This window comes from Spirillospora sp. NBC_01491 (assembly GCF_036227065.1).
GTDB lineage: Bacteria > Actinomycetota > Actinomycetes > Streptosporangiales > Streptosporangiaceae > Spirillospora > Spirillospora xylanilytica.
The window spans coordinates 4561195-4587824 of record NZ_CP109432.1; the positions used below are offsets into that span (position 1 = coordinate 4561195).

General features: G+C 70.6%; 24 protein-coding genes. 10 read left to right on the plus strand and 14 right to left on the minus strand.

What is annotated here, in order from left to right:
• Nucleotides 1-87 precede the first annotated feature (87 nt).
• From OHA34_RS21230 to OHA34_RS21240, 3 genes are all read left to right on the plus strand, one after another.
• Nucleotides 88-1284 (plus strand): sensor histidine kinase, encoded by a 1197-nt coding sequence (locus OHA34_RS21230; protein WP_329518675.1) that lies wholly within the window; start codon nt 88-90, stop codon nt 1282-1284.
• A complete protein-coding gene (locus tag OHA34_RS21235; protein ID WP_329518676.1) occupies nt 1281-1964 on the plus strand; it encodes a response regulator transcription factor in 684 nt (227 codons plus the stop codon). Before OHA34_RS21230 ends, OHA34_RS21235 begins: the two co-directional genes overlap by 4 nt.
• Before the next feature lie 520 nt (nt 1965-2484).
• A complete protein-coding gene (locus tag OHA34_RS21240; protein ID WP_285939975.1) occupies nt 2485-2682 on the plus strand; it encodes a hypothetical protein in 198 nt (65 codons plus the stop codon).
• Nucleotides 2683-2731: 49 nt separating this feature from the next.
• Here the strand turns inward: OHA34_RS21240 and OHA34_RS21245 are convergent, their stop codons facing one another.
• Complete coding sequence (locus OHA34_RS21245) at nt 2732-3214, minus strand: hypothetical protein (protein ID WP_285939974.1); 483 nt, start codon at nt 3212-3214, stop codon at nt 2732-2734.
• 434 nt (nt 3215-3648) lie between these two features.
• Between OHA34_RS21245 and OHA34_RS21250 the strand changes: the two genes are divergently transcribed.
• The 3 genes from OHA34_RS21250 (at nt 3649) to OHA34_RS21260 (ending at nt 6433) form a co-directional block, all read left to right on the plus strand.
• Entirely contained in the window at nt 3649-5055 is a 1407-nt protein-coding gene (locus OHA34_RS21250; protein WP_329518677.1) for a YcaO-like family protein, read from the plus strand.
• On the plus strand, nt 5052-5705 hold the full coding sequence (locus OHA34_RS21255; protein WP_285939972.1) for a TfuA-like protein: 654 nt from the start codon (nt 5052-5054) through the stop codon (nt 5703-5705). The genes OHA34_RS21250 and OHA34_RS21255 overlap by 4 nt, the downstream gene beginning before the upstream one ends.
• A gap of 110 nt (nt 5706-5815) precedes the next feature.
• Nucleotides 5816-6433, plus strand: coding sequence for a response regulator transcription factor (locus OHA34_RS21260; RefSeq protein WP_285939971.1), 618 nt, complete (start codon nt 5816-5818; stop codon nt 6431-6433).
• Nucleotides 6434-6452: 19 nt separating this feature from the next.
• Here OHA34_RS21260 and OHA34_RS21265 read toward each other — a convergent pair whose 3' ends face one another.
• The 8 genes from OHA34_RS21265 to OHA34_RS21300 all read right to left on the minus strand — a co-directional run bounded on the left by OHA34_RS21265 (nt 6453) and on the right by OHA34_RS21300 (nt 17414).
• Entirely contained in the window at nt 6453-6806 is a 354-nt protein-coding gene (locus OHA34_RS21265; RefSeq protein ID WP_285939970.1) for a hypothetical protein, read from the minus strand.
• Between the two features lie 19 nt (nt 6807-6825).
• On the minus strand, nt 6826-8775 hold the full coding sequence (locus OHA34_RS21270) for a TOMM precursor leader peptide-binding protein (RefSeq protein WP_329518678.1): 1950 nt from the start codon (nt 8773-8775) through the stop codon (nt 6826-6828).
• Nucleotides 8768-10903: a hypothetical protein gene (locus tag OHA34_RS21275; protein ID WP_329518679.1), complete on the minus strand. Its 2136-nt coding sequence runs from the start codon at nt 10901-10903 to the stop codon at nt 8768-8770. Before OHA34_RS21275 ends, OHA34_RS21270 begins: the two co-directional genes overlap by 8 nt.
• A 1-nt stretch (nt 10904) precedes the next feature.
• The gene (locus tag OHA34_RS21280; RefSeq protein ID WP_329518680.1) at nt 10905-12323 is read right to left on the minus strand and encodes a SagB/ThcOx family dehydrogenase; all 1419 of its coding nucleotides are present in this window, start codon (nt 12321-12323) and stop codon (nt 10905-10907) included.
• Nucleotides 12320-13423 carry a thiopeptide maturation pyridine synthase gene (locus tag OHA34_RS21285; RefSeq protein ID WP_329518681.1) on the minus strand — a complete coding sequence of 368 codons (1104 nt, stop codon included), beginning with the start codon at nt 13421-13423 and terminating at the stop codon, nt 12320-12322. Before OHA34_RS21285 ends, OHA34_RS21280 begins: the two co-directional genes overlap by 4 nt.
• A 3-nt stretch (nt 13424-13426) precedes the next feature.
• Nucleotides 13427-14422 carry a thiopeptide-type bacteriocin biosynthesis protein gene (locus OHA34_RS21290; protein WP_329518682.1) on the minus strand — a complete coding sequence of 332 codons (996 nt, stop codon included), beginning with the start codon at nt 14420-14422 and terminating at the stop codon, nt 13427-13429.
• 1 nt (nt 14423) lies between these two features.
• The gene (locus OHA34_RS21295) at nt 14424-17162 is read right to left on the minus strand and encodes a lantibiotic dehydratase (protein WP_329518683.1); all 2739 of its coding nucleotides are present in this window, start codon (nt 17160-17162) and stop codon (nt 14424-14426) included.
• Between the two features lie 69 nt (nt 17163-17231).
• Entirely contained in the window at nt 17232-17414 is a 183-nt protein-coding gene (locus OHA34_RS21300; protein WP_285939963.1) for a thiomuracin/GE37468 family thiazolyl RiPP peptide, read from the minus strand.
• Between the two features lie 250 nt (nt 17415-17664).
• On the opposite strand from OHA34_RS21300, the gene OHA34_RS21305 reads away from it, so the two are divergent.
• Nucleotides 17665-18864, plus strand: coding sequence for a JmjC domain-containing protein (locus OHA34_RS21305; RefSeq protein WP_329518684.1), 1200 nt, complete (start codon nt 17665-17667; stop codon nt 18862-18864).
• Between the two features lie 18 nt (nt 18865-18882).
• Here OHA34_RS21305 and OHA34_RS21310 read toward each other — a convergent pair whose 3' ends face one another.
• From OHA34_RS21310 to OHA34_RS21330, 5 genes are all read right to left on the minus strand, one after another.
• The gene (locus tag OHA34_RS21310) at nt 18883-19509 is read right to left on the minus strand and encodes a response regulator transcription factor (RefSeq protein WP_329518685.1); all 627 of its coding nucleotides are present in this window, start codon (nt 19507-19509) and stop codon (nt 18883-18885) included.
• The gene (locus tag OHA34_RS21315; RefSeq protein ID WP_329518686.1) at nt 19506-20612 is read right to left on the minus strand and encodes a hypothetical protein; all 1107 of its coding nucleotides are present in this window, start codon (nt 20610-20612) and stop codon (nt 19506-19508) included. Before OHA34_RS21315 ends, OHA34_RS21310 begins: the two co-directional genes overlap by 4 nt.
• Entirely contained in the window at nt 20605-21741 is a 1137-nt protein-coding gene (locus tag OHA34_RS21320) for a sensor histidine kinase (RefSeq protein ID WP_329518687.1), read from the minus strand. Before OHA34_RS21320 ends, OHA34_RS21315 begins: the two co-directional genes overlap by 8 nt.
• Nucleotides 21742-21990: 249 nt before the next feature.
• Nucleotides 21991-23988 (minus strand): WD40 repeat domain-containing serine/threonine protein kinase, encoded by a 1998-nt coding sequence (locus OHA34_RS21325; protein ID WP_329518688.1) that lies wholly within the window; start codon nt 23986-23988, stop codon nt 21991-21993.
• 262 nt (nt 23989-24250) lie between these two features.
• Nucleotides 24251-24616 carry a nuclear transport factor 2 family protein gene (locus OHA34_RS21330; protein WP_285939957.1) on the minus strand — a complete coding sequence of 122 codons (366 nt, stop codon included), beginning with the start codon at nt 24614-24616 and terminating at the stop codon, nt 24251-24253.
• A gap of 733 nt (nt 24617-25349) precedes the next feature.
• Here OHA34_RS21330 and OHA34_RS21335 point away from each other — a divergent pair.
• The 3 genes from OHA34_RS21335 to OHA34_RS21345 are packed head-to-tail and all read left to right on the plus strand — an operon-like array spanning nt 25350 to nt 26586.
• Entirely contained in the window at nt 25350-25694 is a 345-nt protein-coding gene (locus OHA34_RS21335) for a hypothetical protein (RefSeq protein WP_285939956.1), read from the plus strand.
• On the plus strand, nt 25691-26269 hold the full coding sequence (locus OHA34_RS21340; RefSeq protein WP_329518689.1) for a hypothetical protein: 579 nt from the start codon (nt 25691-25693) through the stop codon (nt 26267-26269). The genes OHA34_RS21335 and OHA34_RS21340 overlap by 4 nt, the downstream gene beginning before the upstream one ends.
• On the plus strand, nt 26266-26586 hold the full coding sequence (locus tag OHA34_RS21345; RefSeq protein ID WP_329518690.1) for a hypothetical protein: 321 nt from the start codon (nt 26266-26268) through the stop codon (nt 26584-26586). The genes OHA34_RS21340 and OHA34_RS21345 overlap by 4 nt, the downstream gene beginning before the upstream one ends.
• Nucleotides 26587-26630: the final 44 nt, after the last annotated feature.

A 26630-nucleotide genomic window follows, 5' to 3' on the forward strand; every position in this document is an offset into this window, starting at 1 on the left:
GTTCCCCAGGCCATCGGCCCGGCGGTGTACCCCGCGTACATCCCCGGGGCGACGCGCAGAGCCGACGCCGCTGAATACGATCTCCGTATGGAAGGGCTTCTCCAGCGTCTCTCGACATCGAAGCGCGTGATCTGGCTGATGTCACAGGCCGTGGTGCTGGCCACCGCCTGCCTCTACGCGCTGACGCTCTACAAGTCGATGGTTGCGCACTACGACGACCAGTACCAGTTTTCCGGCCTCGGGGTCTTCCGGACGATGGGGCTGTGCGTCGTGCTCGCCCTTCCGGTTCTGCTGGTGCGCCGTCTGCCGACGGCGGTCTTCGCGACGATCCTGGGCGAATCGGTCCTCGGCGACATCTTCGGCGCACGGCCCTCGATCGCGTTCTTCCTGATCATCGCCTTGGGCGGGTACCTCGCCGTCCGGCGCCCGAAGGCCGCCGCCGTCGGCTCCGTCGCGGCCGTCGCGGCCGCGTTCGTCAACGACATGCACGTCCCCGGGCAGTCCGTCGGCGACGCGGTCCAGTGGGCCGGGCAGTACCCATTGTGGGTCGCAATCGCGTTGGTCTTCGTACGGGTGAACCGCAAACGCCGTGAATACCGCAAAGCCCTGCACGAGCAGACCGCGGCCCGCGCCATCGTGACCGAGCGGCTGCGGATCGCCCGCGAACTGCACGACAGCGTCGCGCACAGCATCGGGATCATCACGGTGCTGTCGGGAGCGGCGGCGCGGGTCGTGGAGACCAGGCCCGAGCAGGCGCGGCAGGCGCTGACCGGCATCGAGACCACCAGCCGCCAGACGCTGCTCGAGCTGCAGCGCATGCTCGGGGCGCTACGCCGCGCCGAGCCGGACGACGCCATGCCGCCGGCCGCTCCGCTGGCGCCGGCCGGCAGCCTGGCCGACGTCCCGCAGCTCGCCGAACGCACGGCCGACGCCGGAGTGCGGGTCCACGTGAGCTGGCAGGGCGAGCAGCGTCCGCTGCCGCCGGAGATCGAACTGTCGGCGTTCCGGATCATCCAGGAGTCGGTGACGAACGTGGTGCGGCATTCCGGGGCGCGGACGTGCCGGGTCGCGGTCGGCTACGAGCCGAGAGGAGTGACGATCGAGGTGGTGGACGACGGGGACGACGGTCCCGGCGGGCCGGGCCGTCCGAGGCTCTCCGCGGCCGGCGGGAGCGGCTTCGGCCTGCTCGGCATGCGCGAGCGAGTGACGCTGCTGTCCGGCCAGTTCAGCGCGGGCCGGCGTCCGGAGGGCGGATTCCGGGTGGCGGCGAGGCTCCCGGCATGAGCGTGCGGGTGCTGCTGGTCGACGACCAGCCGCTGATGCTGGTCGGGCTCGGGATCCTGATCGGCGACACCGACGACCTGGAGGTGGCCGGGGAGGCCGGCGACGGCCGCGAGGCGGTGCGCCTGGTGCGTGAGCTGCGGCCGGACGTCGTGGTGATGGACATCCGGATGCCGGGCATGGACGGGATCGAGGCGACCCGGCAGGCGACCGCCGAGCCGGACCCGCCCAAGGTGCTGGTGCTGACGACCTTCGACGACGACGAGTACGTCTACGGCGCACTGCGCGCCGGGGCCAGCGGATTCCTGCTCAAGAGCATGGCCCTGAACGCGATCCTGGACGCGATCCGCGTGGTGGCGGCCGGCGACGCGTTGATCGCGCCGAGCGTGACCCGACGGCTGATCGCGGACTTCGCGGGAACGTCCGGCCCTACGGCCCCCGAACCGGACGCCGAGCCCGCCGCGGACTCACGTCTCATCGCGGGGATCACCGACCGGGAGCGCGAGGTGCTGGCACTGGTCGGACAGGGGCTGTCGAACACTGAGATAGCCGAGCGGTTGGTGATCAGCACGGCGACGGCGAAGACCCATGTCGCGCGGCTGTTCGCCAAGCTCGAGGCTCGGGACCGCGTCCACCTGGCGATCATCGCCTTCAAGACCGGACTCACGCCGCATAGACCGTAGGGCAGGATGAGAAGGACAATCGCCGACCACGAGTTCGCCGCGTTCGCCAGATGCGCCAGCTCACCCACCTGGCCGCAGCGGGATTCGAGTCGAGGTTGTTCAGGAAGCCACGGACCGGTGCGGGTGTCGGTGAAGCGCTGCAGGTCGTCACCGAGGCGATGAAGTAAGACCTGGGCCTGGTGCCGGAGGTCACCTCGGGCAGAAGACCGAGAGCGTGGTAGCCCGCTTCCGGGCCGAGGAGGATCGGACCAAGGGAAAGCCTTTAGCAAGGTCAGCGCCTTGTACGTGCTTCATCGCTGTTAACTGGCGTGTTCGCGCGCTGTCTCAGCGAACCGGCCTAAGACACCGGGGTCACGGCGTCGGGAACCGTAGGACGGCGGCGGGCAGGGGGATCGGAGTTGGGGTAACGGGCTTGATCCCCCCTCGGACACGCACCGACCGCACATGTGGGGGTTCAGGAACGATCTGGGCCGACCTCTTCGGCAGCGGCGATGACCTGCCCGGGGCAGATCGGCGTCTGGTGCTGGTCGACCGGCTTGCCGCGTTGCGTGCGGGGTGCGTGAAGGCCGCATCCGCCTCGCGGGACGAGATCACCGATCTGCTGGACCAGACCGGCGCCCTTGCGCAGATGGTCCTCAAGGCCCATCCACTCGACAAGGCCGACCTGTTCCAGGACTGCGTCGCCCGGTTCGGCCACGAATGGACCACAAACCTGTGAACTCCGCAGTTCCGATCCACCCAACCGCGAACGTGAGCGCGAGATGAGGCTATTCGGACTGCCTGAGGTCCTTGATCAATCGGGGAATGCGCCACTGCGTGACCAGGGAGGGCCATTGGTGAACCGGGTACGAGAGTCGGACGACGAAGTAGTTCAGGTACTCCACGACCCCGAAGAGCCAGACCGCGACGACGAGCACCGTGCCGGCCCCGGTCGGGAACCACACGATGACCCCGATCAGACCCGCTGCAAGGAGAATCGGGTCGAGGACTCGAAGAGCGCGGTAGGTGGCGGCCATACGGCCCGGCATCGGTGCTCGACCTGCCCAGCGACGGGCCAGGAGCCAGTACGCGCCGGCCTGCACGAGGATCACGAGCAAGGGCAACAGCGCCGACCACAGAGAAGGGGCGATGTTGGTGACGGGCAATACGCCGCTGACGGCAATGGTGACGAACACCGCTGCCGCGACCAACTCACCAATCCCCAGGCTCGTGTATTTCCGTCGCAGCCTCGTGTGGCGCTCGGAGCCCACCGTGTCCACTCTCGACCGATGGTCAGTCGACGACTGCTTGCCGTGCCGGGACATGGCTCCAGTCTCTCATTCAGCCGTGCCGCGTCGACGCGATGAGCCCCGTGGTGCCGACCGCGATGACAAGCTGCTCCCGGTTCGTGGGCCCGGAGCTTGGATCGAAGACTCCCGACGTAGGCCTTGACCGCGCGGTATGCCAGCCGAGAAGGCTGGGCTGGTCGATCACCCATGGCCACGTGCCGTCCGCCTGAAGGCGAGCCACCTCGACGGTGGCGCCGCCATCGGGCAGGCGCATCGAGGTCAGCCGCCGGCGCCGGCTGACCCCCGAACGGGCGTCATGACACCGGACGGCCCGACCGTGAGACTTGAATCACACACCGCGGCCGGCCCGGCGACGGGGCTGCGGTGCGCGACGGGGCGTCCCTCAGGAAAGGGTGTTGACATATGCGCGAGGGCTGTTCGGAACTTGGCTGGCCGATCGTCAGGGCGGCATCCGGCGGGCGGGCGGGACGGTGAGGCTGCGCGACCGGGCGCCCAAGATCGGGCCGACTCGGGAGGTCACCACGGCCCGCACCCTGGAGCGGGTCACTCCGCTGCTGAGCACGGTCGGGGTACGGCGGGTCGCCGACATCACGTGGCTGGACCGGATCGGGATCCCCGTCCACAACGCGATCGTCCCTCGGTCGCACGACCTGTTGTCGGTCTACAACGGCAAGGGCCGCACGGATGAGGACGCGCGGACTTCGGCGATCATGGAGGCGGTGGAGCGGTTCGCGGCCTGGCAGCCGAGGACGCCCGAGGTCGTCGCCTCGTACGCCGAGTTGGAAGGGCGGCGGGTGGTACTGGCCCCAGCGGACCACAACCTCGCGCCGGGCCATGCGTACCGGCCCGCCCGCCCCGTCTCGTGGACGGCGGGCTTCGACCTGCTGAACGACGAGGAGGTCCTGGTGCCGCTCTGCCTGGCGGGGTACTACATCGCGTTCCACGAACCGCAGTGCTTCGCCGTCAACACCAGCAACGGCCTGGCGTCGGGGAACTCGCTGGAGGAGGCCGTCTGCCACGCCCTCTGCGAGGTGATCGAACGCGATGCCCTCACGATGGCGGACCTGGTCAGCAACCGGCTGCGGCACATGATCCGGGACCGGCTCGGCGACCGCACGCCGGCGGGCGCGGAGGAGCTGCTGGAGGACCGCACCCCGAGCGTCGAGCTGGAATCGCTCCCGGCGGCGGCGCGCTGGTTCGCCGACCGCGTCCGGGACGCGGACCTGTCGCTCGTCGTCCGGGACATCACCTCGGAGTTGGGCATCCCGACGTTCGCCGCGGTGGTGAGCGAGAGCGTCGCCGACAGCTTCTCGCCGGGACACTCGGGATACGGGACGCACCCGGACGCCGAGGTGGCGGTCATCCGGGCGCTGACCGAACTGGCGCAGAGCCGCGCGGTCGACATCCAGGGCATGCGGGAGGACATCAGCCTGCCCGGCGAGGAGATCGGGAACTGGGCACATCACGTGTCCCGTGCCGGGGAGGCCGACCGGTCGGTGTGGCCGTGGCGCGAATCCGCCGTCCCCCGGCGGTTCACGGACGTGCCGAGCCGTCCGAGCGACGACGTGATGGACGACGTCGCGCTGATGCTGGGGCGGCTTCGCGAGAACGGACTCGAACGCGTGATCGTGGTGGACTTGACGCCGCCGGGCTTCCCGGTGCACGTGGTGCGGGTGATCGTTCCGGGGTTGGAATCCTGGGCCATCGACCAGAGCAGGCTCGGGCCGCGCGCGGGCGCGTGCTGGGAGTCCGCGCTGGCGTCGCTGGCCGCGCCGAAGCAGCGGGCGGGAGCGGGGGCATGACGCGCGCCGTGGTCTTCGCCGGCCCGAGCATCGACGCGGACACGGTCGCGGGGCTGGCCGAGGTGGAGCTGCGCCCGCCGGTCAAACGCGGGGACATCGACACGCTGCTCGCCGAGCCGGATCCGCCGGATGTGATCGGGATCGTGGACGGGCAGTTTCTACAGGGTCTGATGATCTCGCCCAAGGAGGTGCTGCGGGCGATCGACCGGCACCCGGCGCCGGTGCGGGTGCTCGGCTCGTCCAGCATGGGCGCACTGCGCGCGGCGGAACTCGCCGAGGACGGCATGGCGGGGGTGGGCCAGGTGTTCGAGATGTACCGGTCGGGGGCCATCGACGCCGACGACGAGGTGGCCATCACGTTCGACCCGGACTCGTTGCGGGCGCTGTGCGAGCCGATGGTCAACATCCGGGTCGCGGTCGCCGCGGCGGTCGCCGGCGGGGTCGTCTCGCCGGCCGGAGCGGACGTCGTGCTGGCCGGAGCGAAGGCGTTGTACTTCCCGGACCGCGGCTACGACCGGATCCTGCGGCTGCCGGCCGTCCGGGAGAACGTGGCCGAACGCGAGCTGACCGCGTTGCGGGAGTTCCTGGCCGGTGACGCGCCGGACGCCAAGAGGGACGACGCCGTGGCCCTGCTCCGGCAGATCCGCTGACGGCCGAACGGGGAGCGGCGGCGGTCGGCGGTGGGAGCGGCCGACCGCCGTCGCCGATCAGGGGAGCACCATTGCTGGAAACAGGTACGCGAACGTTCTCGATCGAGATAGTGAGTACCGTGCCGCTGCTGCGGCACGGGCTCGCCGAGCTGCTCGGCAAGGTCCCCAGCTTCCTGGTGGACGGCGGTGGGCCGCCCGGTGCCGCCCCGGACGGGCGGTGGCGCACCACGATCCTGATCATCGACGCCGTCGAGAGGGCACCCGACACGCTGGTCGGCGCCGTGCTGGACGCCGCGCCGAAGTCGAAGGTCATCGTGCTGACCGACTCGGCCGACCACCGGTTTCTCGGCCGGGTCCTCGCGTCGGGGGCGCACGCCTGCCTCGCCAAGCAGGCGCAGCTCGACGAACTCGTCTGGGCCATCCACGCCGTGCACCGCGGCGACGACGTCTTCGTCCTCTCGGCTCCGGTCGAGGCGGTGCGGAGGCTGCGCCCGGCGGCACAGGAGGCGGGGGCGCTGACCAACCGGGAGATCGAGATCCTGCGGCTGGTGGCGACCGGCCTGAGCAATCGGCACATCTCACGGCGGCTGTTCATCACGGAGGCGACCGTGAAGCGCCATCTGACCAACGCCTACACGAAGCTGGACGTCAGCTCGCGGGCCCAGGCCGTCCGCAAGGCCCAGGAGTTCGACCTGGTGCGGGAGGCGCCGCGGACCGTTCAGCACTGACCGTCCGCGTTGACCGGGCTCAGGTTCCGGCCGAGGGGATCGGGGCGAAGGCGCGGCCCAGCGCGGTCAGGTCCGGGTGGGCGCTGACGCCCTCGGCGATCGCTTCGAGCGGGAAGACGCTCACCGAGGTGGGCGGGTACCCGATCAGCTCGATCGCCCGCGTCACCCGGGCGGGGCCGTCCATGTGCGCGGCCCCGTCCCACAGGTAGACCGCGCCCCAGACCTGGCGCCGCTCGTCGCCGAACCACATCTTGAGGCGCATCCCCGCGAGCTTCGAGTACGCGTCGACGGCGTAGTCGCGGAGGTAGCCGCGGAGGTCGTCGACGGTGACGCTCGACCGCTTCAGGTCCCAGAGGACGAACTGGAGGTACATGTCGGGCTCCTCGTGCGCTTCAGGGGAATGGATGGGGATGCGGGTTGACGTCCCGTGGCGACAGCCGCCGGTCGCGGTACCCGAGCCGGCGCGGGACCTCATGCAGCCTCGGCAGACCGTCCACCCGGCGCAGGTCGTGGCCGAACGTCATGGGCAGCGTCCCTGGAACGATCACTTTGACGCAGGACAGGTCCCGGGCGCGGTGCTCGGGCGTCGACTGGTCGACGACGATCACATCGAGTCCCTCGCAGAGGTAGCGGCCGGCCAGTTCGCGGAGGTCGTCGCTGAGATCGGCGTTCCGGAACGCCTCGCCCGGCCCCGCGCCGCGGCCCGGCATGTCGGCGAACCGGACCGTGCGGGGGGATGACACGAGGTGGTCCAGCCGCGAGAACGCCTCGCGCGTGCCGTAGAGCAGGGAATGGTGCGACATCTCGGTCACCAGGGACGGGGCGTCCACCATCCGGCGAGCCTGCTCCTGCTGGTCCGGGTACCGGCGCATGAGATCGGGCAGGATCGACCCGAGTTCGCTGAGGGCGTTCTCCGCGGCGGTCTCGGGATCGAGATGCGAGCCGGCGGCGCACACCGCCTTGGGACGCTGAGCGTCGTCCGACGGGTCGACCGCCATGGCCCATACGCAGGGGATCCGTTGCTCGACGCTGATGTCGAACGCCATGACCTCGTACCCGGTCTCGGCGCGCATGGCCTCGACGATGAGCGGGACGACACGGCGGCCGGCCGAGCTGAGGTCGATTCGGGGCGCCGCCATGCGCGCGTACCAGGTCATCAGGAACGCGTCGCGCTCGGCCACTTCGAGAATCCCGTGGAGGATCGCCTCCTCACGGCAGGCGCCGAGCGCGCAACCGTTCGAGATCTCGTAGACGAAGGGGGCCCGCTCTCCCTCGGTCCGGTGGAGCCGGTAGTAGGCGTAGGCCTCGGGCACCAGGATGGGTCCGCGTCGCTGGAACGAGTGTCCCCACACCCAGTTGTACTTCTGGTCGACCTCGAACGGCTCGTACCGGAAGCCTGCGCTCCGGTGCCGCTCCGTTGGGTACAGACCCAGCTCCCTGGGGTCGAGGGCCTGGTCGCGCAGTTCGGCGTAGGTGCCGCGCACCACCGTCCGCCGTCCGCCGGGTTCCATTCCCCCGTGCCGCTCCAGCGCCTCCAGCATCGCGACACGTTCGCTGCTCTCGTAGCTGCGAGTACGGCCGTACCCGCCCTCGGTCGCCCCGTCGCGCAGCCCCATCCAGGCGGCGGCGATCACCGAACCCGCCTCGTCGTCCCTGGCCAGCAGGCGGATGAGCCCGCATTCGGCGTCGACGTACGCGGCGGTCAGCGCGTCGCGGTGCCCGTCCGCCTTCCTGATGCGGTAGCTGCCGGGGGCGGTCTTCGGTCTCGATTCGAGGACGAGGCCCGCAGCGTCCGGGGTGTCGGCCGGGAGGCCGCCGCACACCACGCATCTGGGGTCGGGCAGGAAGGCGTGCCTGGCGACTTCGAGGGTCTTCAGGTCGACGAAGAGCAGGGCGCCCGACGTGCGCGCCGACGCGGAGTCCTGTTCCAGCCTGCCGATCTCGTCGACGACGACCGCCGCGACGACGTCGGCCGCCGCGCCGGTGAGCCAGGTCGACGCCTGCCCGGCGAGGACGTCGAGGTTGCCGGTGACCACGGCGTCGTGCGCGGCGGCGTGCAGTCGGTTGTGCCGCCGGCGCAGTTCCGCGCAGTCGACGCAGCCCGGCCGCCCGGGACGTTCGGAGGGGCCGATCACCACTCTGCCCAGTTCGGTGCGCACCGGCAGCCAGTACGCCCCGTCCTGCGCGCACTCGGCACGTATCTCGGCCCGGTCCCCGACGTCCCACGCATCGGCGGCGCTCACGACAACGCGCTCGTCCGGCCGGGTCATGGTGCGGCGGGCCGTTGCCCGGGCGATGCCGTCCGCGAGCAGTCCGGTTCCGATCAGTCGCGGCTCAGCCATCGGTCATCACCACGTGGACGGTGTTGGGCATCACGGCGCTCATCTCCGGATCGTGGTCGAGGGGGACGGCGACCGGTGCGTGACCCCGTTCGGCCAAACCGTTCAGCACTGCGCCGAGACCGGCCCGGCCAAGGTCGGGACGGTACGAGCCGCCTCCCCCGAGGTGAACGGGCTCAGGGGTGGGGGGCGTTGGGGCGTAGGCGGGCTGCCCGTGCATCCGGGCCTGGTAGGTGAGGATGGCGGCACCGAGAGAGTCGCGGATCGCGTCCGGCGCGGAGAGGCCGCTGGCGCAGCCGCGCACCGAACCGCCCACCTGGCAGAGCATCGTGAACGCGGGCAGGGACCGTCCGATGGCGTACACGGCGGCCTCCTCTCCCAGGGCGGCCAGGATGGACAGGTAGCGAGTGCCGACCGCGTCCAGCGGGACGTTCTCCAACTCGACACGAGGCGACGGCCCGCACGCCTCCGCAGACTCTTGGAGAGCCAGTCGCCGGACGTGTGCGAGTACGCCCGTTGTCACGGCGTCGCTCCACGTGTAAGCGGAGGCGAGCCCGGTCGGGACGACCCAGGGCGGGCCGGTTTCCCCCGCGTCCTGGACGGCGCGTGGGCGCAGCGCCGGGAACACCGTTTCCGCAGGCACGAGGCGAACCTCGCCACGACCGGTGAGGGCGTAGCCGTGCACGTGCGCGTCCGCCTCCCCTTCTCTGAGGAGGGAAAGCGCGAGGTGAGCATCGGTGCCTGGCTCGAAGGCGGGCCTCTCCTCTGCATCGACCAGTCGGCGCGGATCGACCATGAGCACGGCATGAGCGGAGCATGCGGCGAGCGCCGCATCGAGGCGTGCCGCTTCGAAAGCGAGCCCGGCACCGATCACGCGCGGCAAGGGCGTCTCCCTGCCGAGCAGCCCCACCGGATCGGACACTTCGATCTCACACACGCGCAGCGGAAGCTGGACGAAGTCGCGTTCGGCCGGAGGGCTGAAGACTCCCAGGTGCTCGCCCACACACTGGGCCGCCCGCCGGGAGAACTCCGCCTCGTCCAGGCACGGAGCGGCATGTCTCGCCGCGACGGCCGCCCGGAACGCCGAAGCGGTGGACGGCTCCACCTCGGCCTCGGCGGCGAACGGGTGCCGCACGACGGCGTGCTCCCGGCGGGTCATGGTCAGCGGATCAAACCGCGCGACGTTGCCAGGTCCGGGGGCCGCGACCCCGGACAGCGCCAGCAACGCGCGGCGCACCACCTGCGCGGCGACCACCTGCGCGGCGACCACGGTGGCGACGGCGTGCGGGGCGGAGCTCTCGTCCCTCGCCTGATGGGGGCGGCGCGCGGTACAGCGGAGTTCGACCGATCGCCAGGCAGGGCCGATGCCGAGGCGCGGGCCCGACAAGGTGCACCAGTAGGCGCCCTCGAATGCGAATACCTGGACGAGATCCACTTCCTCGGCCGCGCAGTGTCGCTCCAACCGCACTGCCCGGTCAGCGGCCAAGGGATCCGCTGAACCGCCGGCGGCGTGCAGGACGAGGGTCGCGCTCTTGAGTTCCGGCCCGAAGGCTGCACTGCCGAGCGTCGCATGGGTGACGCGCTGCTCCGGATCGCGACGCCCCTCTTCGACGGCGGGGAGCAGGGCGTCACCCTGATCGGGGGTCACTAGGTGGACGAACGCCAGCCCGGAGCGCAGCGCGGCGGCGGCCACGGCGGGCACCAGAGCCCCCTGCCCCACGACCACCGCTCGTTCGTTCCGGTACTCCTGGAATGCCGCGTGGCCGGAGTCCCGGAAGTAGGAGAGGAAGCCTGCCTCGCCACGGTAAGCCGAGCCGCCCGGGGTCTCCAGGGGCTCGGCGGGTACAGGGAGCTCCGGGGTGATGCGCTGCCCGGTCCGCACCACGCCTCTGTCGATGAGCGCGACGACCAGCCGTCGCACCATCTCCCGCCGCTCGCCGGACAGGTTCGCGGTCAGCTCGTCCAGTGAGCGGTCACCGTTCAGATAGGGCGCGAGCCGGGTGAGCAGCGGGTGGACGGCACGTCCCGGCAGGAAGACGGGGCCCTCGTGCGTGAGCAGGTAGAGGCCGCCGTCCGACTTCGTGTAGTGGGCGTCGGGGCGCAGAAGCAGTCCCATGCTCTCCGTCTCCACGTCAGGATCCATCGGCGGGACGGCTGCCCAGCATGAACTCGCCGACGGCGCTCTCGGCCGTGAAACCGGAACCCGTCACTTCGTTGAACGTCTCGGAATCACCGCCGCCGAGCCCGCAGGGAGCCAGCCCCATGGCGGTGGCCGCGAGGTACATCGACTGGTAGAGGACGCCGACGTGCTTGAGGATGAGCGAGTACGGCATCTGCTCATAGGTCCACATCAGCCGCCCGAAGCGCGCTGTCACGACGATCAGCACCTGCGGGTTCAGACGTTCGAACGTGCCGTGGCGGGCAGTGGCGAGCAGCCGCTCCATGCCCCGCCCCGGGCCGCGCACCAGCCGGAGCGCGTGATCGTGCCCGTCGTAGTGGTAGACGCCGGGCGCCAGCCCCGAGGCTCGGCGGACGACCGGGTACAGCTCCAGTTCGTAGACCGAGCCGCCGGCCGGATAGGGCTTGCTGAGCTGCGGGCTCCCGTCTGGGCCGGGTGTCTCGCGGACGCGTGCGCAGCGGTAGAGGAACTCTCCGAGCTGCCGCGCCGTGATCGGCGCGTCGTCGTCGTTGGCGCGGATCGATCGGCGGTCCTCGACGACGGCGGTCAGCGCCGGGTCGCGGCTCCGGAGCGCCTCCAGATCGGGACGGTGCAGGTCGATGGCGGGGCTCTGGTACGGCTCCCGCCGGGCGGGCACCGGCTCGTACAGCCCGTCCGCCCAGCGGGTCCGGCCGTAGCCCCGGCCCAGGCTGTCACGCTCGCCGATCCGGCTGCGCCAGTGGAACCACAACTCGTGCGGGCTCCACTGGCGCCGGTCGAAGGGTTCGTCCTCCGGCAGCGCGGCCGGCACCGCCAGACCGGCGCGGAACAGGTCGCCGCGAAACCGGTGGGCCAAGGTCCCTGCCGCCGGGCTCGGGGTGGAGGGCGACGCACCGGTGAGCGTGCCGAGCAGTGCGGGGTCGTGCAGGCGGGCACTGGCCCAGGCCAAGGGGGATTCCACGACCAGGCCCTCGGTGTCACGTTCCCGGTGCGCGATCGCGAACCGCGACAGGACGAGGTCGTCCGGGGCGGGACCGTCCGGGACGGGACCGTCCGGCGAGGACGGGCGCCGCGTCGGCCGCAGCGCGTAGTGCGGGCCTGCTCCGCCGGGTCCGGAGATCTCGGTCTCCAGCCATCCGCCGATCCGCAGCGCGCCGACGAATTCGGCGAGGGCGTCCGGCCCCGCGCCCGCAGCCTCGAGTTCCCGCTCCGTGCAGGGTTCCTTGGCGAGCCGCCGGAGGATGTCGAGTCTCCACGGTTCGGCCGTCCCGATGCCCGCACCGCGCGAACCGATCACGAGCCGCAGCAGGCCGTCGGACGTGGTCGCGCTGTAGACGCCGGGGACCAGCGAGAACCGTTCGGTGAACGTCTCGGAGTCCGGCTGCCCGGTCATCGCGCCACCTCCTCGGCGGGGGGCAGCGATGGATCGGCGAGGGTCCGGACCAGGTCCAGCGCAGAGATCCCGTGCGCCTCCTCCACCGCGGACGCTGCCAGGTGGCACAGCAGGAAGCGTTCTGTTGGAGTGACGCCGAGCCGGGTCAGGTGGAGGTAGGTGTAGTTGAGCAGCAGTTTGTAGCAGAGGAACCAGCCGGCGGCATCGGTCTGCTCCTGCCAGCCCGCGCTGGCGAACAGCTCCCGGTGGAACGGGCTCACCTGCGTGAGGTCGGCGACGTCGAGGCCGGGCGGCGGGGCCTGCTCGTCCAGACCTCCGGACGCGGCCATCTGCTCGGCCCTGGCGCGGAATGGTCCGAGGGCCCTGTTCCAGCTACGCACGTGCGGAACAGGTGCCGATGAGCCTTCCGTCCCGTCCACAGTGGACACGACGGCACGGACACGGTCCACAAGTACCGCGGCATTCCGTCTGTAGTGCTCGTCCCAGGCCCGGCGCAGGCCGTGCCCTTCGGGATATCCGTGGAGGAACGCCTCGGCGTGCGAGCGGAACGAGAGCCCGCCCCGCGCGAGCCCGACGCCGGACAGGGCGTGCGCAGTGCAGATCATCAGGTCGAACGCGATGCCGAGCCTTCGTGCCCCGGACGCGACGTCGTCGAGTGCGGCGAAGACCGGTTCGTTCGTGGCGGTGTAGAAGTCGGCCAGCAGACGCGCGGACGACTCGTCCTCCGGCGACGGCTCGGGACCTGCGTAGAGGTGGATCGAGTTGTCCGCGTGCCAGGGCAGAAGGTCCTCGGTCTCCGATTCGAGTTCCGCCAGCCGCCGGTGCATCGGCAGGTGCTCGTCCAGGTTCAGGCGAGCCCGCGACGGGTGCTCGGCGAGGAATCCGCCGAGCACCTCGTCGACCGCCGGACGCGCGACAGCCTCCAGCACGCCGGGCTCGCACTGGACGTTCAGCCGGACATGCGGGCCGCGGATCCAGTGCCGGGCGAAGTAGGCGTGGTCCACCTCGCCCGCGATGCGCCGGAGCACCGGGCGTATCCCCTCCAGGACGAGCCGGTCGCCGCCTTCGTGGTAGTGGATCCGGAAACTGTGGGAACGCATCGGTCAGGTCCTTTCAGCGAGCTCCGAGACCGCGGCCCCGGCGAGCCGCCGCAGCGCGATCTCCTCCGGAAGCGTGACGGCCAGGCGGTTGCAGACCAGGTGCGCGCAGAGGTCGAGGACCGTGAGGACGGAGGTGCCGGGTTCGGCCGTGACGATCCCGCCCGGACCTTCCCAGCCGGCGCCCGGCGGGCTCAGCGCGCCCCGCTCCGCCTGATGGCGCAGGACGTCGCGCAGCGCCGCGACTGAACGCGTCCAATCGACCAGAGCGCCGGGGCCGGGGCGTCCGGCGTCCTGATCGGCCAGCGCCGCGAGGGCGCGCATCCGCCGGGCGAGGGACACGGCCGTTCGGAGCCGCCGCACGGACGGCTCGGGCGGCGCGAGGTTCGGCGACACATCCTCGTTCTCGAAATGCCGCGTCCCCGAGCTGATCCAGTCGCGCAACCGGCCGGGGTCGGGCTCGCAGGTCAGCCACGCCAGCACCAGCATGGCGAACGCGGCCGTCGACCGCCGCTCGGGCGGGCCGCCCTGCCGCAGCAGATCCAGCGCCAGCCGGCTCGACTCCGCGAAATGCCGTTCCACCGCCTCGATCGCCGCGCCGTGCCCGTACCGTCCGTGCTCGCGCCGGTAGGGGACGTGCACGAGCGTGTCGTTGGGCTGGAGCGAATCGAAGAGCGGCTCCGTCCGTTCCCAGGCCGCCAGCATCGACGCACCCTCCGCGTAGTCCCGCTCGGTCATCACCGGCGTGGAGGGGTGGGCGCGGAAGAACTCCTCGAAACGCCGTTCCACGGCCTCGGTGACCAGAGGGCGGTCCTCGGACCGTGCGGGCAGCAGCCGTACCCGAACGTGCGGGCCGCCGTCCCAATAGCGCAGGAAGAACCAGCCGCTGATCCGACCGTCCTCCGCCAGCCCCGTCGCCAGCGGGCCGACCGCCTCGACGATCAGCCGGTCCTGGTCGCCCTGGTGGAACGCGTGCGCGCTGATCCAGTCGCGTTCGTCCATCTCACCCACCCGCCGAGATCTCGACGAGGAACTCGGCCACGGCGCGCTCGCCGACGGGACCGGCGGCGTCCTCGGGGGCGGGCAGCGCCTCCTCGAACACCATGACGGGACCGGGCGAGCGCAGCATCCGCTCGAATACGGCGAGCAGGTGCCAGTTGGCGAAGTCGATGTAGATGGGTTTGCGAGACTTGTCCAGCACCCACTTGCCCCACTTGTTGTCGGACGGGTCGTCGCTCCAGAGCCCGTCCGTCCACATCCGCACGAAGCAGCGGTCGGGGATCCCGTTGTCCCCGAGCCAGCCCACCAGCCGCACCAGGTAGGCCGCGTCGTTCTCACCCGGCTCGCGGGCCGGCACCAACGCCGTGGGCACCCGCCACCGGGCCCGGCGGAGGATCACCCGGCCGGCCTCCACCCTCGGTTGCACCGCGGGCTCGTCCGGAACGCCCTGCTCATCGTCGGTCGCCAGCGGGGAGAAGCTCGGGTGCAAGTAGTAGGTCACCCCGAACGCCCAGGTCAGGAACTGAGCGATCGGCGGCAGTAGGACGTCGGCCATCATGCCCAGGTGCAGCGGGACGACGCGTTCGCCCGACCTCGCCGAGACGACGTTCACCAGATCGGTCTCCGGATCGTGCAGCGCCTCCAGGTCTCCGACCGGCAGCCGGTCGTCCCGGGACCGGCCGCTCACGGTGAACGGATAGTCGATCTCGTGCCGCGTGCCGGGTGCGCGGGCGTTCAGCGCCGAGCCGAACGTGCCGCTCAACTCCGCGTACACCGGCCTGGCCCCGTTCTCCTCCCGGCCGAACGGGCCTGGCCCGCCGGTTTCGGGAAGGACCGCGCCCGCCATGGCGGTCAGCCTCTCGGTCCGGCTCCGCCCGCGGCCGAACCCCGCGTGCGCCACGTTCAGCGCGAGCGAGATTCCCCGCTCCCGTTCGACCACCTGCACGTAGCAGCCCAGCGACTCGGGCGGTGCGATCCAGTCGGGCCAGCCGGACGCGACGGCCCGCAGGATCGTGGCCGGGGTACGGATGACGCCATCCGGCGATGGCGGACCCAGCATCTCCCTGCGCGCCTGTTCCTGGATCCGGCCGAGTTCCCTCAGCCGCGCCAGCGGACTCTCCGCCAGAGCCTTCCCGTTCGCGAACGGCGAGGCGCGCAAGAACCGGGCGACCTCCCGCCCGTGGGACGACCCGCCCTCGTCCGGGGCGTCCGCGCGGGCGATCTCCTCGTGCACGGCGCGGCAGAGTTCCAGGAACGGGACGCGTGCCGCGCTGCCGAAGCGTTCCCGGAAGTAGCCGCCCAGCGCGAGCCTCAGCGGCAGGGCGGGATCGAAGACCGCGAGCCACCGCCGGACCACGTCCAGGTCGTCGAGCGCGGGCCGCCAGCGCGACGCCGAGCACGCCACGGGAGCGCCGGCGAACACCGCGTTCTCGTGGAAGATCGCCTTGCTCATCTCGGCGACCGGCTGGAACGGCAGGCCGACCCGGGTGATGAGGTCGGCCGCGGCGGCGCGGAGGCGTTCCTGGCGGGCGCAGTGCCCGTCGACGTCCTCGACGGGGACGGGCAGGGCGACCTCCCGGCGCAGCCGGTCGAGGAGAGGCACCACATCGACGAGCGCGTCCCCGCCGCAGGCCGTCCAGTCGGCCAGTTCACCCAGCGGGTCGAGCGCCTCGTCCGCGATCGGCGGGTCGAGTATGAGCAACCCCGCCTTCACGAGCGCGTCCAGGAACCGCCGGACGCTGTCGCTCCGCCCTCTGTTCGCCGCCGCCAGCCGTGCCTCGAGACCGCTCAGCGTGTACCGGCCACCCTCGCCGAGGAACATCAGGCAGGCCCGGACCGCCGGGGTCGCGGGCATGGTCACGATCGGCTCGCGAGGCGGCGGACCGGAGAACATCACCCGGTCCCCGACCTGGACCACACTCGGGTTGACCCGCACTTGCATGGTCGCCTTCAGCGCCGGAGTCTCTCGCAGTTCCCGCACGAGGCTCAGCACGAGGAAGCCGTCCAGCTCAAGGACACCCCTGACCGGAACACCGGAGGCGAAGGCGTCCACTGGCGCGTCGCGACTCCAGGAGCCCACGCCGCTGATGGTGAACGTGCTGTAGGGGCTGGTCTTGGCCGCGGCCCTGGCCACGTACTGCGCCAGCCGCGCCATGGTCTGCGGGCGCGGCCTCCGGCCGGGATCGGCGAGCCACTTGTCGAGCTCCGCCGACAGCGCCGGGCTGGCCTGCGAGAGCGCCCGGCGGAAGCGCGGACGCCCGGCCGCCGCACGCAGCAGCCGTTCCTTGTCCCGGATCTCGGCTGCGAGGACTCCCGGAAGCGCCCCCGTCAGCCTCTCCAGCGTGTCCAGGCCGCGCAGCCATGCGTCGACCCGGTCGGCGACAACGGGGGCGAGCCGCTCCGCGACGACCGGATTCCACTCCTCGGGACGAGGTCGCCGCGACCGGAAGACCGCCCGGCGCAAGCCGACCAGCCTCGGCTTCAACGCGCCCTCCCCCGACCCGCCGTCGCCCAACGCGCCGATCTCGGCGAACAGGAGATCCGAAAGGGCCGCGCCCTCCTCGGCCAGCCATCGCCGCAGCCGTGCCTGTTCCCCGGCTCCCCGGAAGGACTCCTCCATGCGCAGCCCGGTCAGGACCGCGGCGGGCAGCCCCGCGACCCGCAGGACCGGCGGCGCGTCCACCCGCGCGCCGCTCGAGAGGACGACGCCCTGGTCCAGCACCGCGCTGACGTTCTCGCTCATGACCCCTCCAGCCCTCCAGCCGGCCCGTGCCGCCGGCCCGGAGGCCGGCGGCACGGACGTCCTCCTCGGTCAGCTGCTGCTCGGGCAGCAGCTGCAGGTCGCGCTGCACGAGCAGAACGGCAGCGACGCGCCGTGCTCGGGCATCCCGTGGCCCGCGGTCAGCGACTCGATCGTGAGCCCGCTCTCGGCGAGGTCGAACACGTCCATCGGGACGTCCTGCAGGTCGAAGTCGAGCTCATCCGGACTGTTCATTGCTGCTCCTTCTCGTTGACTTTGACGCGGCCGGAAGATCTTCCCCTTGAAAGCTAAGACGGAGACCCGAAAATGACCAGGCAAAGAATGAGAGAAAAGAGTTGATACACCTTTTCGGAAAACGTCTACGACTCGGTGTACACCTTACGGCGCAGCCGCATCTGCCCGGCTGACCGCTCTTGTCATGAATAACCGGCAGCCGCATCATGGCCCTGGGACGGACCACGAGACCACGGCCCTCGGAGACCATATGGAAAGCGCCCTCGCCCACCTCACTGCACGGCCCGGAGCATTCGCCGAACAATGGCCGGAGGTCCCCGAGGTCCACCACGGCGACCCGGTGGCGGCGACGGCGCTGCTCGGCGTCGGGGACGTCGACCGGCTCATCGGCGACCACGGCCTGCCGGCCTCCTCGATCACGATGGCCAAGGACGACGCGATGGCCGAGCCCGGCAGCCTGATGCTCCCCGACATGACCGCGTTCCCGGGCGCGGCCGGGAACCTGGACGCCCGCCGGATCGGCGAGCGGCTGCGCACCGGGCACACGCTGCTGCTCATGGGGCTGCACCGGACTTGGCGACCCCTCGGCCGCTTCACCCGGCTGCTGTCGTCCGAACTCGGGCACCCCCTCTACGCACACGCGTTCCTGACCCCGCCGGAAAGCCAGGGATTCGCCCATCACTGGGACACCGAGGCGGTCTTCATCATGCAGACCGCCGGGCACAAGACCTGGGAACTACACGCTCCCGTCTTCCAGGATCCGCTCCCCCGGCACCGGTGGGGGAGAATTCCGATTCCCGCCGCGGAACGGAAGCGTTTCGAGAAGGGCACCCCGTTTCTGAGCATCCGACTCTCGCCCGGCGACGTCCTGTGGGTTCCTCGTGGCTGGATTCACAACGGATACGCGGAATCGGGGACGTCACTCCACGTCAGCCTCGGGGTTCTCCAATTCACCCGGCACTGGGCGCTCGAGCGGCTCCTCGACCTCGCGGCGGAAGATCCCGAGTTCCGGGTCGCGCTCCCGCCCGGTCTCAACGAACACGGGCTGGACGGCCCGGTCGGCGATACCGCCGAACGCTTCGCCCGTTGGCTGGCCGATCTCGATGTCGAGCAGGCGGCGCAGAAGCTCCGTGCCGGCCAGTTGCGCGCCCAGTCGGGACCGCGCCGTCCCGCTGTCGCCGCCGCCGTCGCCGCGTCCGACGTGAACTCGGTGACCGGCGTCCCCGGTGCGGTGCTGGCCCTCACCAAGTCCGACAACGGCGTCGTGCTGCACTTGGGCGACCGCGACCTGCGGATCCCCGACCCGGCCGCCGGAGCGGTGCTGCGGCTGATCGACCGCCCCGGCGTCCCGCTGACGTCCGGAGAACTGGCCGCGACGACGACTCCCGATGTGGCCCGGCGCTTGCTGCGCACGCTGGTAGATGAGGGGATCGCCGAACCCGCCTCGTAACACGGCCACCGCCCCGGTTCAGTCGACGAAGATGCCGTCCCGGCGAGCCTCCCGGTAGAGATCGACCCGCGTGGTGGCTTCCCGTCCCGCCCGGGCGTACTTCTCCCGCGCCCTTTCGAGGTACTGCTTGACGGTGTGCTCGCTGATGCCCATCTGCCGGGCGACCCCCGCCCGGGTCAGACCGCCGAGCCAGAGGCGCATGGTTCGCAGCTCCTGCTCGGAGAACCTCGGCCGGTCGTCGCCGAGCATCGCGCCGGCCTGTGCCGGAGTGGTGTAGGTCTCCCCCGCGGCGACCGCCAGGACCGCCTCGATGAGATGGCGTCGGCCCTCGCTGGTCTCCTTGGTCAGGTACGCCAGCGCGCCCGCCATCTCGGCGCGGTAGACGGTCTCGGCGTCCGCGTGCTGGGAGAAGACCACGACCCGGCGTCCCCGCGCGGTCAGCTCGGCGATCTGGTCCAGCACGAGCTCGCCGTCGATGCGCAGGTCGATGACCAGCACGTCGGCGTCGGCCGCGGGGCCGGCGTCCAGCCCGCCGAGATCGGCCCCTGTGTGCACGATCTCGACCCGGCGCTCCGGGTCCGCGGAGATCCACATCTCCACCCCGGACAGCACGACATCCTGGTCGTCGATGACGGCGATGGTCACGGCCCTTTCCAACGAACCTCCAACCAGAGCAGCTCCCCGTCACGGTCGCTGGTGACGCTCACCTCGCCGGTCATCAGACACCGCGGTACCCAGGCGGCACCGTCGGCCAGCACCGAGACGCTGACCGCCCCCGCTCCGTCCACGACGACGGTGACACGCGCGTGCTCCCGCGTGCGCGCGAGCACGGCCAGCGGATACTCGGCAAGCGCGGCGGCCGTCCGTTCGTCCAGCGCGGGCGCCGCCCCGACCATGACCAGATCGACGGCGACACCCCGGCGCATGGCCTCGTCGACACCCGGGCGCAGGACCCGGATGACCGGATCGGGGATGTCCTCCTGCTCGGCCAGCAACTGCCGGAGCATGGCCTCGGCCGCTCGGGACCGCTGTCGCACCGCCGGTTCGGCGGGATCCACCGTCCCGTCCGCCAGCCCGCGCAGGACCGGCGTGATCATCTCGCGGGCTTCCTGGTAGCGCAACTGCCGCGCCGCCGAGACCTCGGCGATGACGGCTTCGCGCCGCGCGGTCTCCCAGCGTTCGGCGGCCGCGGCGGCCGCCATCCCCCCACTGGCCCGGAACACGCCGGCTCCGGTGATCATCGCGAGCTGGATGCTACCGGACGCGTACAGCAGTGTCACGAAGCCGGCCGCGCCGTACCGGTCCAGGTCGTCCGTGGCCACCAGCACCGCAAGCGTGATCGCCGCGATCACCGCCTGCAACAGCACCACCTCGCGGACGCGGCGGTGCAGCAGGAGGAGCACACCGATCAGGCCGGTGGTGGCCGGCGCCCAGTTGATCCGCAGAAGCTCGCCCGCCGGGCAGTTGACCGCCATCGCCAGGTCCGTGGCCAGGTCGATCACCAGCAGGACGGCCACGGTCGTCCCCTTGGCCGGCCGGAACAACAGCCCCGCCCCCGCCGCGATGACCAGGAGCTGCACCGCCCAGATCACCACCGCGCCGCCGGGCGAGCGGTACTGGCCGTGGTAGACGACCAACGCCGAACCGGCCGCCCCCACCTGCCACAGCACCACCGTGATGACCGTGGCCACGTCATACGCCCGGTGGAATCTGATCGCGAACGGAGCCGCGGCCGACACCTCAGCCATGCGGCCACCGCAGGGTGACCGTGGTCCCTTCCCCCGGCCGCGACTCCACCGAGGCTGTGCCGCCCACGAGCACCATCCGCTCGATGATCGAGCAACTGATCCCCCGCCGCCCCACCGCCACCCTCGCCGGGTCGAAACCCGACCCCCGGTCGGCCACCACCACGGTCGCCCCCGAACCATCCCCTTCAGCGCACACGAAAGCCCAACGCACTCCAGCATGCGCGGCGACGTTCCTCAGCGCTTCTCCGACCGCACCGGCAATCGCCACCGAGATCTGCTCAGGCACCCGGACGGGCTCCGCGAACGAACACTCAACGGCCACCGGTGCCTCAGAGGCGACCCGTCCCAGCAACGGCCCCAGCTCGACCGTCTCGTCCGAAAGCCCAGGACCGGAGAACTCCTCCAGCACCGCCAGCGCCCGGTGCGCGCCCTGGGCCAGCACAGGCGACCCGCCCCGGACCGCCCCGGAGGCGACCATGGTCAGCGTGGCCAGCACCGAGTCGTGCATCTCCGCCCGGTAAAGGCGTTCGTCCGCCCGGCGTGCGGCCTCCGCCATCGCCTGCCGCCGATCCCGGTCACGATGGGCGACCAGTGTGTCCGCCCGGTTCCCACCACGCCGGAGCAACCACATGAGGGCGTTCACCACGAGCGCCTGGACGAACAGGACCCGTACCTGGCTCGTCGGCGCCGGCACTCCGGCCATGTACGCGGCGATGGTCACCGCGGCCAACGCCAGCCCCGCCACCTGAGGAACAGCGAGCTGCGCCACGTAGATGGCGGTGCTGGCCAGCATGATCGCCCAAGTGGTCTCGTCCACCACCGCCGCGACGGGCACCAGCCGGCTCTGCGCGAGCAGCACCAGCGCCACCACCACCGTGTCGCCCACCACCAGCAGGAATGTCAGCCCGTGCCGGAGTGCCCGCACGGTGAAGAACGCCGCCCAACAGGCCAGCCCGCCGAGCGCCCACCCCTGCCCTTCCCGTGAGACCCCGGCCCCGCTGTCGATCGCCACTGAGATGATCGCTGCCGACACGCCGCCGCAGCGCAGCGCGACCGTGAAGCGGAGCACCGTATGCGCGAGCGCGTAATCCGACGGCCCGGCCGTCCCCCGTGCGAGCATCCGTCCCATCCACAAGATCAGATCTTTTGCGTTCGCAGTATGCCCACCCCACGCCACCCGCAGAACAAGATCAACTGTCCACTTCCGGCACCGGCCGCCCGGAACCATTCCAGGCGGGCGCGGTTGCTCCCCGGGACGTCTTCGACTGTGGACCAATGACGATGCGATGAGGCTTGCCGGTCGGTTCCCCGCTGCCCGCCATGGACGAGGCGTACACGCGGAAGCAGCAGCCGCCCGAGCCCGTGTCGGAGTGGGGCGTCACAGCCGCCACAGGTGGATGCGGCCGTCCGAACCGCCACCGGCCAGCGTCTTGCCGTCCGGGCTGAACGCCACCGAGAAGCCGCTCAGCGAGCCGAACGCGTGGACCTCCTTGCCGGTTCGCGCGTCCCAGACCGTGGCGGTCGGGCCGTGCTCCTCGTCGCAGGCGGCCAGGTAACGGCCGTCGGGGCTGAACACGACCTTGCCGCTCGTGCCGCCGGCGAAGCGTTCGCCGGGCTCGTGCGTGGCGACGTCCCAGGTTTCGACGCTGACTTTGGCGCCGGCACCGGCCACGGTCTTCCCGTCGGGACTGAAGGCCACTGCGTCGACATCGCGATGGGTGTTGATCGGGCTTTTCAGTCTGCGTCCGGGGACGTCCCAAAGGCGGATGTGGTCGCCGTCGCCGTACGCCAGCGTCCGGCCGTCCGGGCTCAACGCGATCTCGAAGATGAAGCTGCTTTTGGTCGGGGTGGTGGCGGTGTTCCGCCGGGTGGCGATGTCCCAGAGCCGCACACCGGACCTGATCGCCGCGTTGTCCCCGAACCAGAAGGAGGCGACGGCGAGGGTCGTGCCGTCCGGGCTGAACGTCGCGGAAGTGGCGCTCTCGCCCTTCGGGTTGCTGAGGGTGGTGACGACCCGTCTGGAAGCGACGTCCCAGAGCTGGATGCTGCCGTTGTCGTCCTCGGTGGCCAGCGTTTTCCCGTCCGGGCTGAACACCACGACATGCCGGGACTTGTCGGGGTCGTCGGTGCCGCTGGTCAGTACGGCGGTCTGTCGTCCCGTGGCGGTGTCCCACAGCCGGACGGCGTCTTCGTCGTCGGCGCTGGCGAGCATCTTGCCGTCCGGGCTGAACGCCACGCCCCAGACCCCGCCCGAGTCGGTGTCGAGCAGGCGGTCGGCCGGGATGGCGGTCCGAACGTGCGGGGGCACGGAGGCGCCACCCGTCCCGGCCCGTACGGCGATGCCGACGACGACGGCGAGCGTGACGACGGTGCCCGCGACGATGGCCACGACTCGCCCACGCCGGAGGCGGCTTCCGGTCCCGTGCAGGACCTCGGTGCCCGCCCGGACCGTGCCGCCGTACGAGCCGGGCGGCACCGAATGCGGCGCTGACCCGGAACGCTTCGGTGACGGCTCACCGGATGGGCCGAGGGCGGACTCGGGAGGCGCGGCGGGCGGTGGCGCGGCGTGCGGAATGAGGAGGTCGCGGACGGACTCAGGAGTAGGCCGGGCGTCGGGATCCTTGTTGAGGAGGCCGGTGAGGACGTCCGTCAGCGGGCCGGCGTGGATCGGCGGCGGCGGGTCTTCGGTGGCGATGGCGACGAAGACCGCGCCGTGCGTCGGGCCCTGGAACGGGGGGCGGCCCTCGACCGCGGCGTACAGGGTGGCGCCGAGCGCCCACAGATCCGACCGCGGCGTGGCGGAGTGGCCGCGGACCTGCTCCGGTGACATGTACGCGGGGGTGCCGAGCTGGACGCCGGACTTCGTTAGCGTGGCGTCGCCCTCCAGCGCGGCGATGCCGAAGTCGGTGAGGACCACGCGGTCGCCGTCCAGCAGCACGTTCGCCGGCTTGACGTCGCGGTGCACGATGCCCTTGGCGTGTGCGGCGGCGAGCGCGTCCAGCATCTGACGGCCGATGTCCGCCACCCGCCGTACGGGCAGCGGCCCGCCGGTACGCAGCACGTCGTCCAGCGACCGCCCCGCGACCAGCTCCATCACCAACCACGGGCGGCCGTCGTCGCCGATCACCCGGTCGTACAGGGCCACGATGCCGGGATGGTGCAGGCGGGCAGCGGCGCGCGCCTCGCGGGCGGCCCGGGCGTACCACTCGCGGCGCTCGGTGTCGTCGATCGCGTCGGACAGCAGCAGCTCCTTGACGGCGACCTCGCGATCGAGCTCGGCGTCATACGCGCGCCACACTCGGCCCATGCCGCCGCGCCCGATGAGCCCGAGAATCCGGTAGCGGCCGGCGACGGTCTCCCCGGGTTCACCGTGCATGGGAACGAAGATAGCGAACCGGACATTGCACGTCAGCTAGCACCGCTGACGGCAGCGGCAGCCACCGCAGACGATCAGGGAGGGGATGGCCCCGTCCATCGCGCGGAGGATCGCCGAGACCGAGACCGAACGGGCCGTGGCCCAGGCCGAACTGGACAGAGCGGAGATCCAGCAGTCCGGCAGCCCGCCGTACCCGCGGGTTCTGAGGCACTGGATTGTCAGTGCTGTAGGGCTGACCGGGACCTTCCGCCGGGCATGGTGGTCACTGCTTAGGCGTGGGGTGAAAGGCCAGCATTCTCCATTTGCCGTCTTCGCGTACCCAGACCGCCAGCGTGATATTGCTCAAATGCTTCACCGCACCGCCCACGGTAAAGTCGGCGTCCATCTCGCCGAGCACCACCGCGGTGTCGCCCACAAGGGAGATCCGGTGGACAGGGTGGTCGATGCGCTGGAAGACCCACGCGCTTTCCCTGATCTTGCGGAGGTACGACTCGTAGTTCTCGGGCGCCCCGTCGGTGTGGGTGAGCATCAACTCTGGATGGCACAGCTCCGCCAGTGCGTCGGCGTCCTGCGCGAGAAGCGCCTCGAACCGCTTCCGGTCCAGCTGCCTTACCGTCTCAGTAGTCATGATCATTAAGCTACCCGATCAAGCTTTTCCGCGATACCCGTCGAATGTCCAGACCCGGCCAGGACTGGAGACGGTGGTCCAGGACGACAACGGCCCCCTTTCCACGTGCACAGAGTGCCGGATTTCGGCTGTCCGCAAGTGCTCTTGCCGGGCTTAATCCTTTACCCCCGGAAGAACAGGAGGTGAAGCCGAATGCACCGGTCCATTTTGGCGTTCATGCAGGATGGAGGGGCTCACCGAGCCTTTTTCAGCGGCAGTTTCGGGTACGAGATCACAGCAAGGTCGAGGACGGTGCGCCCTACCGCGCCGGCCACATCGCCAAAGCCATCCACAGCCTGCAACTCCACGAGACCGGCGGCACACTGAAAAGGCTCACTGTTCCCCATGACTCCAGGCCGGAGCGAGGAAGAAGTGGGTGCTTATAGCACGGGTGGCCAGTTGCGTCAATGCCAAGTTTCAGCCACAGTCAAGATCGCCTTCAAACTTTCCCTCTTGCCAGATTGACATGACGGGATGGTGAGGTTACAAAATTGATCACCCCATGAGACGAAGTACCGTGGAGCGGTGCAATTGCCGTTTACGATCCGATCATGGAGCACCCTGCTGTGAGGATCTGACATCGCAGGTCAGTGTTCGATACGCGTCCACAGCAGGAGGAGGCGACAACGGGGCGGGCTATCGCCCGCCGGAGAGTGTGCAAATTACGGACACCCCGCAATCAGGAGATTTCAGCATGGGCCAAGACGGACAAACCACAAGCGAGACCACCGCGCCTCCTGACTACGGGCTTATCAGCCCGATATCCCTCCCAGATGACGGCAGGATGCCCGATGCGGCAGCGGGGTCCTCCACCCCAGCGGAGTACGACAGCTACTTCCGCCTCGTGCGCGAACGGCCGGAGCTGGCGACCTGGTCGCAGTCCTGCGTGGAGGTCCAGCGACGGGTCCTTGACGATCTGGAGGCGACGGGGCTTTCGGCCCAGGATCGCTGTGACATGCTGGCCGGCTTCCTGGTGGTCGCGCACGGCACTTTGGAGAAGTGGCTCGATCTCCACGGTGCCGCGGGGGCACACCGGTGACCGCTCCCGACACTCTCGGGCAGAGACCGCCCGGGGCCGACGATGCCGTGATCCGCTGGAAACTGGGGCATCAGGCGTTCCACCTGAACCTGGCCGTGATGAACACGTGTCTCGGGGACGCCCGCGAATCGCTCGAGGCCGGCCACTGGCCTGAGCTGTCACAGACACTCGATCGGCTCGGCGTCCTCTACGACGCCGCGACCGCGACGATGCGGTACGCCGCCGACTTCAGCGCGGAGCTGTACGAGACGCTGATCCGTCCGTCGATGGCCCCGCCGTTCGCGAGCCCCGGTTTCTCCGGAACCCTCAACCTCGAACACGAGCAGATGCTCGGCCGGCTTCGCGAGCTGCGGCGAAGGCTCAAGGAGATCGAACGTGCGGGCAGTGCGCCGGACGCGGTCAACGAGTCGGCTGCCCGACTGCGGGCGGCACAGGCACGCAATCGCAAGAACCACATGTTCGTCTGCCAGCAGTTCGTGCCGGATGGACCGTCCCTGCTCAGCGAGCACTTCGCAGCCCAGAAATTTACCGACACCGACCAATCGGACACCATGATGGAGGCGACACAGAAATGATCACCGTCATCGAGACCTGGCGCATCAAGAACGAGTTCACCGACCGGGTCCACGAGCTCATGCAGACGATGGACAACGAGGTGGGGCCGCCCGCGCACAGGCATCCCGCCTTCCTCGGCCATGCCACGTTCCTCCAGTACGACACGGAACCCACCAAGGTGCTGGTCATGTACCCGTGGCGCAGCTCTGCCGAAGCGGAGGAGCTGCTCGCGAGCGAGGAGAAGTTCATCTCTGAATTCGAGGCCAAGTACTGCGAGTCACCCCGTGATATCGCCTACCTCACCGAGGTGCCGCACGCCCACGACATGGAGGGATGAGCCCTACATGGAGGGTGAGGCCCGTCCGGCGACGACGAGAGCCG